General features: G+C 35.4%; 17 protein-coding genes and 1 pseudogene. 6 read left to right on the top strand and 12 right to left on the bottom strand.

Going from position 1 to position 12,298, the window contains the following annotated elements; genetic code table 11:
- Positions 1-121 precede the first annotated feature (121 nt).
- From MKY76_RS06790 to MKY76_RS06765, 6 genes and pseudogenes are all read right to left on the bottom strand, one after another.
- A pseudogene (locus MKY76_RS06790) lies at positions 122-280 on the bottom strand (AbrB/MazE/SpoVT family DNA-binding domain-containing protein); the annotation flags it as partial.
- Positions 280-624 (bottom strand): hypothetical protein, encoded by a 345-nt coding sequence (locus tag MKY76_RS06785; protein ID WP_342557558.1) that lies wholly within the window; start codon positions 622-624, stop codon positions 280-282. The pseudogene MKY76_RS06790 and the gene MKY76_RS06785, both read right to left, overlap by 1 nt.
- Positions 625-894 (bottom strand): hypothetical protein, encoded by a 270-nt coding sequence (locus MKY76_RS06780; RefSeq protein ID WP_320938880.1) that lies wholly within the window; start codon positions 892-894, stop codon positions 625-627.
- Positions 891-1,127 carry a DUF6877 family protein gene (locus tag MKY76_RS06775; protein ID WP_313469240.1) on the bottom strand — a complete coding sequence of 79 codons (237 nt, stop codon included), beginning with the start codon at positions 1,125-1,127 and terminating at the stop codon, positions 891-893. Before MKY76_RS06775 ends, MKY76_RS06780 begins: the two co-directional genes overlap by 4 nt.
- Positions 1,128-1,173: 46 nt before the next feature.
- Positions 1,174-1,323 carry a hypothetical protein gene (locus tag MKY76_RS06770; protein WP_202341692.1) on the bottom strand — a complete coding sequence of 50 codons (150 nt, stop codon included), beginning with the start codon at positions 1,321-1,323 and terminating at the stop codon, positions 1,174-1,176.
- 135 nt (positions 1,324-1,458) lie between these two features.
- On the bottom strand, positions 1,459-1,704 hold the full coding sequence (locus MKY76_RS06765) for a helix-turn-helix transcriptional regulator (protein WP_342557557.1): 246 nt from the start codon (positions 1,702-1,704) through the stop codon (positions 1,459-1,461).
- Positions 1,705-1,859: 155 nt separating this feature from the next.
- Here MKY76_RS06765 and MKY76_RS06760 point away from each other — a divergent pair, with 155 nt between their 5' ends.
- The 3 genes from MKY76_RS06760 to MKY76_RS06750 all read left to right on the top strand — a co-directional run bounded on the left by MKY76_RS06760 (position 1,860) and on the right by MKY76_RS06750 (position 4,141).
- Positions 1,860-2,480 (top strand): LexA family transcriptional regulator, encoded by a 621-nt coding sequence (locus MKY76_RS06760; RefSeq protein WP_342557556.1) that lies wholly within the window; start codon positions 1,860-1,862, stop codon positions 2,478-2,480.
- Between the two features lie 82 nt (positions 2,481-2,562).
- On the top strand, positions 2,563-3,984 hold the full coding sequence (locus tag MKY76_RS06755) for a recombinase family protein (protein WP_342557555.1): 1,422 nt from the start codon (positions 2,563-2,565) through the stop codon (positions 3,982-3,984).
- The gene (locus tag MKY76_RS06750) at positions 3,968-4,141 is read left to right on the top strand and encodes a hypothetical protein (RefSeq protein WP_281116233.1); all 174 of its coding nucleotides are present in this window, start codon (positions 3,968-3,970) and stop codon (positions 4,139-4,141) included. Before MKY76_RS06755 ends, MKY76_RS06750 begins: the two co-directional genes overlap by 17 nt.
- A 36-nt stretch (positions 4,142-4,177) precedes the next feature.
- On the opposite strand, the gene MKY76_RS06745 is transcribed toward MKY76_RS06750, so the two are convergent.
- From MKY76_RS06745 to MKY76_RS06730, 4 genes are read right to left on the bottom strand one after another with little or no spacing between them, the layout of a single operon-like run.
- On the bottom strand, positions 4,178-4,576 hold the full coding sequence (locus tag MKY76_RS06745) for a GntR family transcriptional regulator (RefSeq protein WP_342557554.1): 399 nt from the start codon (positions 4,574-4,576) through the stop codon (positions 4,178-4,180).
- A 21-nt stretch (positions 4,577-4,597) separates the two neighbouring features.
- Positions 4,598-5,377, bottom strand: a complete 780-nt coding sequence (locus MKY76_RS06740; protein WP_048391181.1) for an ABC transporter permease subunit — start codon at positions 5,375-5,377, stop codon at positions 4,598-4,600.
- 6 nt (positions 5,378-5,383) lie between these two features.
- Positions 5,384-6,286: an ABC transporter ATP-binding protein gene (locus MKY76_RS06735; RefSeq protein WP_342557553.1), complete on the bottom strand. Its 903-nt coding sequence runs from the start codon at positions 6,284-6,286 to the stop codon at positions 5,384-5,386.
- Positions 6,270-6,521 carry a PLD nuclease N-terminal domain-containing protein gene (locus tag MKY76_RS06730; protein ID WP_279494361.1) on the bottom strand — a complete coding sequence of 84 codons (252 nt, stop codon included), beginning with the start codon at positions 6,519-6,521 and terminating at the stop codon, positions 6,270-6,272. The genes MKY76_RS06735 and MKY76_RS06730 overlap by 17 nt, the downstream gene beginning before the upstream one ends.
- 183 nt (positions 6,522-6,704) lie before the next feature.
- Between MKY76_RS06730 and MKY76_RS06725 the strand changes: the two genes are divergently transcribed.
- Both MKY76_RS06725 and MKY76_RS06720 read left to right on the top strand, forming a co-directional pair.
- Positions 6,705-7,244, top strand: coding sequence for a transcriptional regulator (locus tag MKY76_RS06725; RefSeq protein WP_048391183.1), 540 nt, complete (start codon positions 6,705-6,707; stop codon positions 7,242-7,244).
- A gap of 32 nt (positions 7,245-7,276) precedes the next feature.
- Positions 7,277-8,137 (top strand): YitT family protein, encoded by an 861-nt coding sequence (locus tag MKY76_RS06720; RefSeq protein WP_048391185.1) that lies wholly within the window; start codon positions 7,277-7,279, stop codon positions 8,135-8,137.
- A 41-nt stretch (positions 8,138-8,178) separates the two neighbouring features.
- Here the strand turns inward: MKY76_RS06720 and MKY76_RS06715 are convergent, their stop codons facing one another.
- Positions 8,179-9,342: a YbfB/YjiJ family MFS transporter gene (locus MKY76_RS06715; protein WP_269898840.1), complete on the bottom strand. Its 1,164-nt coding sequence runs from the start codon at positions 9,340-9,342 to the stop codon at positions 8,179-8,181.
- A gap of 100 nt (positions 9,343-9,442) precedes the next feature.
- Between MKY76_RS06715 and MKY76_RS06710 the strand changes: the two genes are divergently transcribed.
- Complete coding sequence (locus tag MKY76_RS06710; RefSeq protein WP_342557552.1) at positions 9,443-10,321, top strand: LysR family transcriptional regulator; 879 nt, start codon at positions 9,443-9,445, stop codon at positions 10,319-10,321.
- A gap of 148 nt (positions 10,322-10,469) precedes the next feature.
- Here the strand turns inward: MKY76_RS06710 and MKY76_RS06705 are convergent, their stop codons facing one another.
- Complete coding sequence (locus MKY76_RS06705) at positions 10,470-12,071, bottom strand: Na/Pi cotransporter family protein (RefSeq protein WP_342557889.1); 1,602 nt, start codon at positions 12,069-12,071, stop codon at positions 10,470-10,472.
- Positions 12,072-12,298 lie beyond the last annotated feature (227 nt).

The following is a 12,298-nucleotide window of genomic DNA, read 5'->3' as shown; positions in this document are numbered from 1 at the left end:
AGACAATCATTCATTTTTTCACCTACCGTATTAATTTAATAGCACGTTCAATTGTCTCGAGCACATTTGGATTTTTTTCACTAACAGCCAACTTTTTAAGAGAAGCAATTACATCTTCTTTCTCTGTTTCCGGTTGATATTTTTGGAGAATAACCTGTCCACCATTCACAAAGATTTCTAATGGATCTCCTTCATCAATTCCTAGAGTTCTACGGATCTCCTTTGGTACTACCACACGGCCTAAATCATCGATTCTACGAACAATACCTATTGCTTTCATTAACAATTCACTCCTTTAATTTTTGCGTTTAATAAGACACATGTTGTTTCAATTGAGAGTACGACCAGCTCGTCAATTGGTGTAGCAGTACCGTCAAGGATTTTATTTTTATATGTGCTAAAGTACTCTAGCAATTTTTCCTCGGGTGTTTGCTCTGCAGTGTAGCCACAATACAAAGCCTGACAAAGTACATCTAAATCTAGTCCTTTTAAAGCCTTGTTGGAATCTGTATCCCATCCATTAGGATTTCTTACATGTGCATCTATAATCACCTTTTTTGTGTAGTTCATTGTCAGATGGTCTAAAACTTTAGCGACATCTTGACTTACTTGTACCTTCTCCATTTACTCACCCCAATTTACCGTGAAACCAGTCACGCCCTTATTGTCTAAAATCGTATAGCCAGCTTTTTTTAACTCTTTTGAAAAGACTCCTAGTATACGAGGTTCATCACCTTGATAAATGTAAGTGAATTTACAGCTACCTTGTTCTGCTTTTGATTCAATACCTTTAACTAGGTCTTTGAAATATTCACTTTCTAATGAATCCTTTTCGAATTTTGCAGTTGCTTCGTTTGTAACCTTTTTCATCTCAGCTGCAGGTTGTAACTTCATCCCTTTTCACCTCCTTTCATTGCCTCATAAACTTTCTGAGCATAGGCTACTTGCTGCCAAATGTATGGATCTGTTTCTTTGCCACCGCTGGCAAGCCAGTCACCTATGCGACCTTTAACATCTAATAGGACAGCTATAGGTAACTTGCTAGCAACCGTACTCAATAAATACAGTGGCGAAATATTCATCAATGTTTCACCTACTAACTCCACTGGAACAGGTTTAATGTTCATTTGTTTCACCTCTATATAAGCTTGTACAAAACTTCTCTAGACTGCGCTATTTGGCGCAATCTTGTCTGTAAACTGTAATTCCCCCAACTGATAAGTCTTTCAATGTAATTTTCCTACCATACTCTCTAGATAAAATACTCTCTACAACTGGTAACAGTTTACGCACTTTTTCCTCTGTCATTTTAAACCCCTTCATACTCACACTCCTTTTTATCAGAATATGTCGAATAGGCTTGTCTGATTTTATCCAAAAACCATTTGGCTATTTCAAGGTTGCCGTTGTCAAATAAGCTATAAGTTGAAATAAACAAAGTTGACATTTTGACACCGATTAAACATAAGAAATTTCTTTTGTTTCCATTTCGGAAACATCAAGGGTAAAAAAAATTAATATATCCTTATGTTCGATTCCAAACTTATTCGTGATTAAGGAAAATTCATCAACATCGATTGGTAATTTTCCATTTTCTTTTTTTGAATAAGTCCCTTTGGAAACACCTAAAACTTCTCCCATTTCTTGCACAGTCAAACCCCTAGCAATTCTTTCTGCCTTTAGTCGATTGCGATTGAATTCCATTATTTCACCTCCATCTTTTTGTTAGCCAAATAATAACACCATTGTTTCCATTACGTCAACAATTATATGATAATCTATTAAAATTAATACTTAATTCCTCCTATTGTTTCCTTATAGGAAACATGATAGTATTTAAATCAAGGAGGTGTTATTTTTTGAATTCTTTAGAAGTTGCTAAGAGAATAGAGAAAATAGCAGAAGAAAAAGGTATCAGTGGTGCTGAACTTGCCCGAAGGATGGGGACAGATAGAAGTACTATTACTAGATATTACAAAGGTGATAGAAAAATATCTATGGATGAAATTCCAAAATTTGCAGAGGTATTAGAAGTAGATGTAATAGAATTACTTCTAGGATATGACGTTAAAAATGTTAGTTTATTAAGTGAAAGAAAGATCGCGATTCCAGTACTTGGGCCAATTGCTTGTGGTGATCCTATATTAGCTAAAGAGAATATCGAAAGATACATTTATAAACCTGCTGATAGTCTACCAAGTGGTGACATATTTGCATTACAAGCTAAGGGTGATAGTATGGAACCTTCAATACCAAATGGAGCAATCGTACTTCTTCGGGCACAACCTGAGGTTGAAAATGGTGAAATTGCAGCAGTTTTAGTAAATGGTGATGAAGAAGCCACTTTAAAACGTATAAGGAAAGAAAATGGCTTTATATGGTTAGTTCCTGATAACCCTAAACATGAACTAAAACAAATATCAGAGGATTATCCAGCAAGAATTATTGGTAAAGCAATAAGTTATGAAATGATACTTTAATTCCAAAACGTTTTGAAATTAAAAAAGAGCAGACTTATTCGTCTAGCTCTTTTCTTATATCTTTTATATAAAGGAGGTACTTATGAAATGTGTAATTTATGTCCGTGTTAGTACAGATGAACAAGCTAGGCACGGATATTCTATTGCAGCACAAATTGAAAAGTTAGAAGCATATTGCATCTCTCAAGGTTGGGAAATGGTGAAACAATTCATAGATGACGGTTACTCAGCTAAAGATTTAAACCGCCCACAATTTAAAGAGATGATGAATATTGTAAAAAAAGGTGGGATTGATGTTGTATTAGTCTATCGATTAGACAGATTAACTCGATCTGTTGTTGACCTTTACTCAATCTTACAAGAGTTAGACAAATACGATTGTAAGTTTAAAAGTGCAACAGAAGTTTATGATACAACTAATGCTATGGGACGTTTATTCATTACACTTGTTGCAGCCATAGCACAATGGGAACGCGAAAACACAGCAGAACGTGTGAGAATGGGAATGGAAAAGAAAATTAAGTTAGGTCTATGGAAGGGTGGAACTCCACCATATGGATACAAAATAGTAGATAAACAGCTAGTTGTTAACGAAAATGAAGTCGGAGTTGTAAAAGAAGTATTTGAGTTATCCAAGACACTTGGTTTTTACACGATTGCAAAACAATTATCTACTAAAGGCTACCAAACAAGAAAAGGTAGCGATTGGCATGTTGATTCCGTAAGAGATATAGCAAACAATCCCGTTTACGCAGGTTATTTGACATTTAGTGAAAGTCTCAAAGAATATAAAAAGCCTCCTCGCGAACAAAACTTATACGAAGGTAATCACGATAAAATAGTATCAAGAGATGAGTTTTGGGCACTACAAGATATATTGGATAAACGAAGAAAAGTTGGTGGAAAACGAGAAACGAGCAATTATTATTTTTCATCTATATTAAAATGTGCAAGGTGTGGTCATTCGATGTCTGGGCATAAATCAGGTGATAAAAAGACATATCGATGTTCAGGGAAAAAGGCTGGTAAAAATTGCACTAGTCATATTATTTTAGAGGACAATTTAGTAAAAACAGTGTTTGCTCAATGGGACGAATTAATTGGTGATTTCAAAAGCAGTGAGGGTAAATCGGAATATTCCACAGAACTTCTTTCTACATTAGAAAATGAATTGGCATCTGTTCAAAAATTGATGAAAAAGAAAAAAACTATGTACGAAAATGATGTTATTGATATAGATGAATTAATTCGCGAAACCGAAAAATTGCGTGAGAAGGAAAAGGAATTGCAACGAGAAATAAAGAATATACAGCAAAACAATTCTCGTAATAATGAAGATTTAAAGTCAATAATCAGAAACATCGATAGTTTGTGGTTGCACGCAAATGATTATGAACGTAAACAATTAATGACTATGGTATTTGAACAATTAGTAATTGACACAAAAGATGAATATCATAGTACTAAGCATGCAAGAGAAATCATAATTGTTTCAGCTAAATAATTTGTCTTTCGTTGGTGGTGGCACACTAATTCCTTGGGCATTAATCCCAGCAGCTGCTATTTGTAATGTCAGCCCATTTGAACTGGCAAGACGAAATTTAATTCCTGTAGTCATTGGACTGATTGTGACAACGATAGTTGCTGTGTTTTTAATTTAATTTAATAAAAATAGTTAAGAGATGGTCACTAGGTTATCAGTAGCCATCTCTTTCACTCTCCGTATAATACTTTTGTAAAATGTCATAAAACATTTCTTTTAGTTGAGATTTTTTCATGCCTAAAATATAAGCCTCTATAAATAATTGCTCCACTTTCATAGCTATTTGGTGACATGAAATAGTCGTTGCTTTATTAGGATCTACGATAATAAATGCTCTAGACTGAGGCTTAATGGTGATGATCCCCTTTTTTTGAAGCTCTTTGTAGCTTTTATGAACTGTATGCAGATTGAGGTTTGTTTGTGCTGCTAGCTGGCGAATTGAAGGCAAATGTTCCCCCTTTTTTAAGCTTCCAGTCGCTATGGATAAAAGCAACTGCTGTGTGAGTTGTTGATAATATGGAATTTTGCTTCTTCGATTTACTTTTACATTCATTTGTCGAGGATTTCCTCCATATTAAAATTTCTTTTTGGCAATAAAATGATGCATGATAGCCATCATGAATAGTACAAGTAACAGTGTGACAATTATATTAAAGCTATACCATTTTTCTATGTCACCTGTCATTATTATCGTTGTAGCATACAAACTATTACTAGCTGGATTTATGACATCTAAGAATGGATGTAAACCAGCACAAAAACGACAAATAAATAAGACACCAATACTAATTAAAGCAATAAATGGTGTACTATTAAAAAATGTACTCATCATGGCAACAAATGTAATGATGAACAACAGCCAAATACAATAAAATGCTAAAGCTATCAATGCGCGCATTATCGGTACAGAGGTAAATAAATAAGATGTATAGCCAAGGGACATTGCATAGCCAAGCGAAATACATAGGACGGCTAAAATATAATGAGTAAGGAGTTTACTGTTTAAGTAGGATGTGATTGATACTGGCCTTGTTAAAATGAAGGCCATCATTCCATTCGCTTTTTCTCCTTGAATAATACCCATCGTTGCAATAGCAAGGATGATTATACCTAATTGATCAAATTGCGAATTAAGGGTTGAAGCAAGCACTTCTTCTCCTCCTGGCTTTGCCATTGTTGGATCAATTATAATCCCTTCTATACCACCCATTGATTGTAAAATAGCAGGCAAGAAATACATCATAATCGGCTGAGTTAAACCTAGGAGGATATAGACGATTGGTAGCCAAACGACTTTATATTCCTTTGTCATTTGATTCATTTCTTTTTTACTTAATGCTATAAACGTATTCACTTCAAATTACACCACCAATTCTAAAAATATTTCTTCTAAGCTTTCTTGAAGGCCAAGATCAAACTTTGTAAATAGTACATTTGAATCCAATCCGTACTGTAGCAATCGATGGGCGTCCTCTTCCAAGTGATTGACATATACTTTAAAACCATCCCCACAATTTTCGATTCTATTTACATAAGGTAAATGTTCAATCGTTGTTAGCCACTTAACATCTTTCTTTTGAACCGCTAAAAAGATAGCTGAATCTTGATAGCGATTAAGTAACTCTAATTTTGTTGCATCTTCTATTTTGTAACCATTTTTAATGACTACAAAGCGCTCACAAACTTCCTCCGCATCGCCTAAAATATGTGTAGAAAGTAGTATGGTCGTTTCTTTTTTTATGTCTTTTAATAGATTCAGCACTTCACGTCTACCAATTGGATCTAGGGCTGAAACTGGTTCATCCATAATGATGAAAGCTGGCCTGTGTAATAAAGCTTGTGCGATTCCAAGACGCTGTTTCATACCTCCTGAAAATGTTCCAACATGAGCATGTGCTTCTTTCCCTAAGCCTACCTTTTCCAGAAGAATTGGGATGTCTTTTTGTAATTGATTTTTCGAAATACCCGAAAGTGTCCCCATAAAGGCTAAAGTTTCAGATGCTGTCATCCACGAGAAGAAATTAGGGTACTGTGGTAAATAACCAATATGATTTTTCATCTTTGAAATTTTTTGCCCATCAAGTACAATGTCCCCTTCATCTGCATAAAGAATATCAGCAATAATCTGAATTAATGTAGATTTCCCTGCCCCGTTTGGTCCAATAAGCCCTACACATTCATTCGAATCTATAACCATTGAAAAACTACTTACTGCCGTTTTCTGTTTAAATTTTTTCGTAATATTATTAATTTCTAAGCGCACGTTTATTGACATCCTTTCTTCCCATCACGAAATATAGAACAGAACCAATTGTATTAAAGAACAAAATAATAATGGCCCACATTAGTATGTTTTCTCTGCTATCTCTATGTTTATATAAATCTATTAGTGCAACAGTGATAAGTAAAAAACCTACGAGTACAAATGGTAAAAGAATTGGTAGTATGCTTACCCAATCAATTTGATTTAAGTCTTCAAAACCATAGTGTAATTTCATTTTTATAACCCCTTTTATTATCATTATCAATAATGATAACAAAAGAATGAAAAAATTTCATTACCTTTTTACTGTACATCTTTAAAAAAACGCTATAGTATATTTTTTGATAATGTTCTCAAATTGATAACATTTGATTGCTTCCCTTGATACTATCTCATTTTCTGGTAGGAGGATCGGTTTATGCGTAATAAAGCAGAGGTATTAATGCACCCTGTGAGAATGAAAATTTTACAAGCTCTGATGCACAATAAAGAAGAGGGTTTGAGCACATTGGAGATGATTTCTGTCATTAAAGATGTACCACAAGCCACTCTATATCGTCATATCCAAATTTTAGTCGATGAAAATATCATAAAAATTGTGAAAGAGCGAAAAGTTCGTTCTGTTACAGAGAAGTTTTATGCATTAAATGAAGGAGCAGCAAAACTTAGTAAGGAGGATTGGACTCAACTCACAACCAAGCAAAAATTAAATTATATTTCCTACTATCAATTGGCTTTACTATCTCAATATCAAAATTACTTGCATTCACTTGATGAAAAAGAAAGCACAACAGATTTAGCAACTTTTTCTTTAATCGACTTAACGTTAACGGACGATCAATTCAAAAACTTTGAAAATGAATTAAACGATTTATTAACTAAATACTATAATATGACCGACTCAAATAAAGGTTTGGAGACTAAAACAATTGCTTTAAATATTATTCCAAAGCCTTAGGTACTATTGACGTAGAGAAATGGAGAAGATTTATGAAAAAAGGAAAGTCACTAGAAAATATACGAAAATTAATTATGATCATTATTGGGGCAGTTATAGCCGCATACGGACTAGAGGCCGTGTTAATTCCGAATGCTGTCATTGATGGCGGTGTAACAGGTCTTAGTATTATGGGTGCGCACCTCTTTGGTATCCCGTTAGGCGTACTGCTCTTTGTATTAAATATTCCGTTCATTTATATCGGCTACAAGCAAGTTGGAAAAACCTTTGCCTTAATGAGTAGTGCTGGTATTGCAGCATTATCGATTTCTACAGTGCTTTTACATGATGTCAAAACCATTTTAGGCCCAAATGATCCCCTCCTAATTGTCTTATCTGGTGGTATGCTCCTTGGTGTGGGTATTGGAATTGTCCTACGAAATGGTGGCGCTTTAGATGGCTCAGAGGTTTTAGCTGTACTATTATCTCGTAAAATTCCATTTTCAGTCGGCGATATTATATTATTTATCAATGCCTTTATTTTCTTAGGGGCAAGCTTTATCTTTGGCTTAGAGAGTGCTCTCTACTCAGCGTTAACTTACTATATTGCCAAAAATGTTATCGATATTATCCAAGTTGGTTTAGAAAAATCAAAAGAAGTTCGTGTTGTTAGTGGAAAATCCGAGGAGATTGGAGACGCTATCCAAGCCCGCTTAGGACGTGGTGTTACCTATACACATGGACGTGGTGGTTTCTCCAATGAACCAACAGAAATCTTAAACTGTGTCATTAACCGTATGGAAGAAAATAAATTAGTTTCGATTATTAAAGACATCGACGAAGGCGCTTTTGTAGTCATTTCTGATGTGTCAGAAGTTCGTGGTGGTAACTTTAAGAAACGAGATATCCATTAATTTCAAAGTAAGTAAGGCGCACTATACCTTACTTACTTTTTTTAGTTGCTTCTATCATATTTTACGCCTCCTATTAAACATAATCCTCCCAGCATTACTACTAAGGAAGCCCCAACTAAGGCATACTGATAGCTATTTGTGTAACTTGCAAGTGTGCCTGCAATGGATGGACCAATCATTTGTCCGAGCGCATAGCCAGCCGTTAAATAACCTATCATTTGATGACTATTAACTGGTGCAAGTTTCCTCGCTAATGTTGTACAAACAGTTGTAATTCCCATAAAGGTTGCCCCAAAAATGAAGGCACTAGCATACAGGGTCATCGAATTTGTAGCTAGCGCAGGTAAAACAATACCTATCGCTTGCAGTAGCATAGAGATGAGTAAAATTTTCACATAGCCATAACGCTGTGCTAGCTTAGACCAAACGATACATGAGGGAATTGCTGCAACACCCACAACAAACCATACAAAGGCTGCATCTCCATGAAAGCTTGTCGACTCCTGTGCAATTGATACAATAAATGTGCCTGTGACAATATAGCCAAGCCCCTCTAAGCTATAAGCGATGATTAACCATTTCATCCAAGACTGAGGAGGCGTTTTCTGTGAAATTATCTGGCTTTCCACTAGTTGTTTACTTGGTGTAATAGGCTTAATGAATAGTACAATCAAGACAAACAATACAATACTAAATAAAGCTAATACGATCCAAGTTCCATTCCAATGGAAAACAGCTTGGATTGGTGAAACAATTACCGCACTTAATGCAATCCCTATTCCCACCCCACTATAGAACAGCCCCGATAGATGCATATGACTACTGCTGGCTAACTGGTCTAGTATAAGGCTTGTTATAACAACAAAAATAAAAGCACTCACAACACCCGAGATAAATCGTAATAAATACCAAATGATGATTACATTTGTAAAGCCCATGAAGGCTGTTGTTAAAATGCTGATAACAAGGGTAATTTGCAAAAAGAGAATACGTTTATTCCCTATTGGTAAACGACCTGCCACCCAGGCTCCAACCAAATAACCTAAGTAATTACTTGTTGCTAAGTAACCTGCTGTTGCTCGGCTAAATTCAAAAGTTTCTTGCATATAAGGTAAAATAACCGTATACGAAAAACGGCCGATGCCCATAGCAATAACTAAAGCAAAAATACCCCCGATTAAATAGCGTACGGTTTGCTTGTGCATATCATCACTCCTTCTATTTCACTATATCGAATATCTAGGTATCAAAAATAGATCTAATTCTTTATAATAAGTATCAATAAAATTGATAGCTGGAGGGCATATGAATATTAATGATTTAACGATTTATCGAACAGTCGTCCAAACAGGTAGCTTTTCTAAAGCTGCCACAGCACTTAATTACACACAATCCAATATCTCTATGAAAATACAAAGTCTTGAGGCAATCTACGAAACAACCTTTTTTTATCGTGGACATCGAGGGATACGGCTAACATCAAAAGGAGAACAATTCTACGAGTTAGTCCTAAAAATGCTTCATCTCTATGAAAAAACCTTTGAGATCATACATGAAACGGAGGAACAACGAGGCGTTTTACGAATTGGTTCGATGGAAACAACTGCTGCATTGCATTTACCAACTCTGTTAAGCACATTTCATCAAGCACATGAACAAGTGGATATCACCATATTAACAAGCCCTTCTCAGTACAATATTGAACGGGTAGAAAACTATGAACTAGATGGCGCATTTGTTACCGGACCTGTTTATAAAGAAAATATAATGATGAAAGAGTTTGTCTGTGAAGAGCTTGTTATTCTCACTTCTAGCAAGCATAAACCTATTAAGCATCTACAGGATTTAGAGGGAAGCACTGTGATTACATTCCGCCACGGCTGTTCCTATCGAGCTATCTTGGAACATTGGTTACATGAAGAAGGGGTTCGACCACAAAATCGAATGGAGCTTGGTACGCTTGACGGTATTATTGGCTGTGTTGCTGCTGGGTTAGGTATTACCTTACTACCACTTGCCATTGCGGAAAAATATATGGCAACACAAGCATTAACATTGCACAAGATAAAGAACAAGCAAGCACATATTCCTACATGGTTTATTTATCGTAAAGACGAAGTACAATCCCCCATCCTAACTTATTTTTTAGAAGCCATAGAAGCTTATGACTATCCGACAGTTTGAGGGTTCTATCCTTCAGTTTTGAAATTCTATCCGTCAGTTTTGAAATTCTATCCGTAAGTTTTGAAATTCTATCCGTCATTTTAACAATTCTATCCTTCCCCTAATAAAAAAGCTGTTCAGCAGATTATCTCCACTGAACAGCTTATTATTAGGCAATAACGGTTTCCGCTATGTTAGAAGCATGATCACCAATTCTTTCTAAATTACTCACAATATCCGCAAATACAATACCTGCTGAACCTGAGCAAACTCCTTCATTTAATCGCTTAATATGCAATTTACGTAAACGTCTCTCCATATTATCAATTTCATTTTCTTTTTCTATCACTTGCTGTGCTAAGGAAAGATCACGCTTATCAAGGGATTCAATAGACATTTTCACAGTTTCTACTGTAAAAACAAACATATCTTCTAACTCCTGCATCGCTTGTTGACTTAAACGAACGCGATTACTATCCTTGTATTGCAGAAGCTCAATTATATTTTCTACATGATCACCAATTCGTTCGATATCCCGAATATTTTCAAATAAAGCATGATGCACTTGGGAATCATGGGTTGATAGAGATTGTTTTGATAGCTCCACTAAATATTCTGTTGATTTGCGGTCTAAATTATTAATGGCTTCCTCCAATTGGCTGACCTTGCCGATTAACTTAGCATCATCCGTTTTCAAAATCGTTAACGTTTCTTCTAGACCTTGAATACTATACTCGCCCATGCGCACTACTTCCATTTTTGCTTGACCTAATGCCACTGATGGTGATTTGATAATCAAATTTTTATCCAAAAATTTTGGTTTGTATTCAATAACTGAATCTTCTCCTGGAATTAGTTTCGTTACGACATAAGCCCAAACACCTATGAATGGTAACTGAATGATTGTATTGATGACATTAAACGTTCCATGTGCAAAGGCTATTTGCATTTTCGGCTCTAAATTGAGCACCCCTGCAATCCATTCCACATAGTTCGTAAATAATCCCAATATGAGCATAAAGATAATTGTACCCACTACATTAAATAGTAAATGTGTGGCAGCTGCTCGCTTTGCTGCAATAGAAGCACCTAAAGCGGCTAGAATTGCTGTAATCGTTGTACCAATATTATCTCCAAACAAGACAGGTAATGCCCCGTGTAAAGTTATTAAATCTTCAGCATAAAGCCCTTGTAAAATCCCTACTGTAGCTGAGGAAGATTGAACAATCAGGGTGAATATCGTTCCTACTAATACGCCTAAAATCGGCACATCAGACATTTGTACAGTCAAATCTAAAAATGGTTGCCAATCTCTAAGCGGCTTCATTCCACCACTCATAAGCTCTAAACCAATAAATAAACCTGCAAACCCGAATAATACTTGTCCCATATTTTGAATGAAACTTTTCTTAAAGAAAAATAAGCATATCGCGCCCACTGCCATAATTGGATATGCGTAAGCACCTACATCTATTCCTATAATAAATGCTGTGATGGTTGTCCCAATATTAGCTCCCATAATAACGCCTATTGCTTGACGCAATTTCATAAGTCCTGCGCTCACTAGTCCAACAGTTATAACGGTCGTACCTGAACTTGATTGTATGAGAACTGTAACAACAATACCAACTAGTACACCCATCAATGGGTTTGTTGTAAATTTATCTAAAATATCTCTTAGTCGATCACCTGCAGCCTTCTGCAAGCCATCTCCCATAAATTTAATAGCGAAAAGAAATAAGCCTAACCCTCCAAGAAATTGGAAAATCATCTCCTGTACATTGATAGCCAATCCATTCAACCCTTTCCTTGTTGTCAGACTTTATTATTAATAGTTTTAAGCTAGCTGTACATATCATTTACAATGGATTAAATTAATGTTTACATGCCCTTTACATTTAGTCCAAAAAACGGACATATTCAAATCAAATTCAACAAAAAACAAACAAAAAAACATGTGAAAATCTTCAATCAGATTTTCACATGTTTTCTTTTGAC

The sequence above is a fragment of the Lysinibacillus sp. FSL P4-0201 genome (genome assembly GCF_038593425.1).
Classification (GTDB): Bacteria; Bacillota; Bacilli; order Bacillales_A; family Planococcaceae; genus Lysinibacillus; species Lysinibacillus capsici.
Note: the sequence above shows the minus strand (reverse complement) of the source record. Positions and strands in the feature narration are given on the sequence as shown.

Bases quoted from the DNA above. Each gene is read 5' to 3' on its own strand.
- MKY76_RS06785 (WP_342557558.1), bottom strand. From the start codon at position 624: ATGGAGAAGGTACAAGTAAGTCAAGATGTCGCTAAAGTTTTAGACCAT.
- MKY76_RS06780 (WP_320938880.1), bottom strand. From the start codon at position 894: ATGAAGTTACAACCTGCAGCTGAGATGAAAAAGGTTACAAACGAAGCA.
- MKY76_RS06775 (WP_313469240.1), bottom strand. From the start codon at position 1,127: ATGAACATTAAACCTGTTCCAGTGGAGTTAGTAGGTGAAACATTGATG.
- MKY76_RS06770 (WP_202341692.1), bottom strand. From the start codon at position 1,323: ATGAAGGGGTTTAAAATGACAGAGGAAAAAGTGCGTAAACTGTTACCA.
- MKY76_RS06765 (WP_342557557.1), bottom strand. From the start codon at position 1,704: ATGGAATTCAATCGCAATCGACTAAAGGCAGAAAGAATTGCTAGGGGT.
- MKY76_RS06755 (WP_342557555.1), top strand. From the start codon at position 2,563: ATGAAATGTGTAATTTATGTCCGTGTTAGTACAGATGAACAAGCTAGG.
- MKY76_RS06745 (WP_342557554.1), bottom strand. From the start codon at position 4,576: ATGAATGTAAAAGTAAATCGAAGAAGCAAAATTCCATATTATCAACAA.
- MKY76_RS06730 (WP_279494361.1), bottom strand. From the start codon at position 6,521: ATGAAATTACACTATGGTTTTGAAGACTTAAATCAAATTGATTGGGTA.
- MKY76_RS06725 (WP_048391183.1), top strand. From the start codon at position 6,705: ATGCGTAATAAAGCAGAGGTATTAATGCACCCTGTGAGAATGAAAATT.
- MKY76_RS06720 (WP_048391185.1), top strand. From the start codon at position 7,277: ATGAAAAAAGGAAAGTCACTAGAAAATATACGAAAATTAATTATGATC.
- MKY76_RS06715 (WP_269898840.1), bottom strand. From the start codon at position 9,342: ATGCACAAGCAAACCGTACGCTATTTAATCGGGGGTATTTTTGCTTTA.
- MKY76_RS06710 (WP_342557552.1), top strand. From the start codon at position 9,443: ATGAATATTAATGATTTAACGATTTATCGAACAGTCGTCCAAACAGGT.
- MKY76_RS06705 (WP_342557889.1), bottom strand. From the start codon at position 12,071: ATGATTTTCCAATTTCTTGGAGGGTTAGGCTTATTTCTTTTCGCTATT.